The sequence below is a fragment of the Caballeronia sp. GAFFF2 genome, from assembly GCF_023631485.1.
GTDB lineage: Bacteria > Pseudomonadota > Gammaproteobacteria > Burkholderiales > Burkholderiaceae > Caballeronia.
This window is the reverse complement of sequence record NZ_JALQDA010000011.1, coordinates 1-1673: the sequence shown is the minus strand read 5'-3', so window position 1 is coordinate 1673 and position 1673 is coordinate 1. Positions and strand designations below refer to the sequence as shown.

Annotated in this window: 1 protein-coding gene; it reads right to left on the bottom strand. The window is 59.3% G+C overall.

All coding sequences use genetic code 11. The annotated features are described in order from the left end of the window. Positions 1-142 precede the first annotated feature (142 nt). Positions 143-1570 (bottom strand): ISNCY family transposase, encoded by a 1428-nt coding sequence (locus NCT04_RS08155; RefSeq protein WP_250464907.1) that lies wholly within the window; start codon positions 1568-1570, stop codon positions 143-145. Between the last annotated feature and the right edge of the window lie 103 nt (positions 1571-1673).

Below are 1673 nucleotides of genomic sequence, written 5' to 3'. Positions count from 1 at the left end.
TGTCAAAGCAAAATTGAAATGTCGTACCGCCGGCTAAATACAGATGTCGGGTTTTTGATGTGTGATTGGCTCTGTTTTCAACGGTTTGAATCCACGTAGTGTTGAAGGACGGCCTTAATCGGACCGGGGCGTTTCAGAGTGTTCAGCGAGTGCGAGCAGAGCGTTGGCCAGGTGTTGAAGGCGTCTTAGACTGCTGCGCGACCTGCACGATTGCTTGGTCCAGATCGGCTCGGGTGAATGCGCGCGCCTTCTTCGTGCCGGGCAAGGGCTTGTGAGTGCGCACCGCAGCACCTCGGTTTGTGCGAGACGGCGAGCCTGAGATCCGACGGTTATCGCGCTGCGCCTGTAACGCTCGCGCGACCTGCAACGCATGACCAAGACGCTTGTTCTCGATGATCGCGCCTTGGTCGATGTCTGCGAGCTTGTCATACGGCACAGCATGCAGCACGCCGCCGTCAGCGCGGATTTCGAGGCGCCCATCCGGGTATTCCCACACGTCGATGTAGCGGCCGATCAGCCTGCGGTTCGCTGCCGTGTCATCGAGCAGCCAGAGTACGCGATCGTTCAGCAACGTCAGCGCATCCGATACCTTACGCTGTACCTGCCAAGTCAAAACAGCGTCGAGATTCTCGTCATCGCGCAGCGGTCGGTGGGCGTCGTACGCGCTTCTTGGCGGCTTGGCGAAGCGTGCGTTATAGGTCGCCATGAAAACGCAGGCAAACGCGTTGGCAGCTGCAATGGTGCTGATATCACGCAGCCGCAGCTCTTTCACCAGGCGATCCTGCAGCGTCAGATGAGCCCGTTCGACGCGTCCTTTGGCGGGGCTGCTGTTGGCGCAAAAAGTGTCGATGTTTAGCTCGTACATTGCACGACCAAACTGGGTGACGCCTTTGCCCGCTGTCTCATCGCGCTTGTGGACGTAGAACACGCTCGCGCGGTCGCTATAGAATGCCACCGGCTTGCCGTGGCGTTCGAGATACGCGCGCGTGGCCTCGAAATAACTGAAAGTCGATTCGGTCGGCGCGAAGTGCAAGTGCATCAGCCGGCTCGTCGCGTCGTCGACAAAGACCAGCAGTGCGCACGCGGGCCCCCGGTCTTCAAACCAGTAATGATCGCTGCCGTCGATTTGTACGAGCTCACCGAAACAGGCTCGTCGGGCACGCGGTTGGTAGACCTTCGGCGGGCGTTGCTTGCGGGGCACCCAAAGGCCGGCATCCGTCATCAGGTGCCGGACGGTTTCCTTCGACAGCACGAGGCCATGGCATTCACGCAGCTTCTCGCACGCCAGCGTCGGTCCGAAATCCAAGTAGTGCTCGCGAATAAGGGTCAGCGCACGTAAGGCCAAGCCTTCGTCAAGCTTCCGGTTGCCCGGCTTGTTGCGTTTGCGTGACGTAAGTCCCGCCGCGCCCGATTCGCGATATCGCCGCACCAGCCGCTCGACTTGGCGTACCGTCAGGCCGAGACGCTCCGCGGCTCGACCGGGTTTGACTCCCATATCCACCACGGCCTGGATTACCTTCAGACGGTCGAGTTCGCGCATGTTCAGTGTCACAAGTGTCGCTGGCTTCATCGGCGGCTCCTGCAATGCTGCAGTAAATCGCCAGCTTGCCAGTGGGTACAAAACCCGACATTTGTATATTGCTAGAACACGACATTCTCATATTGCTTCTACA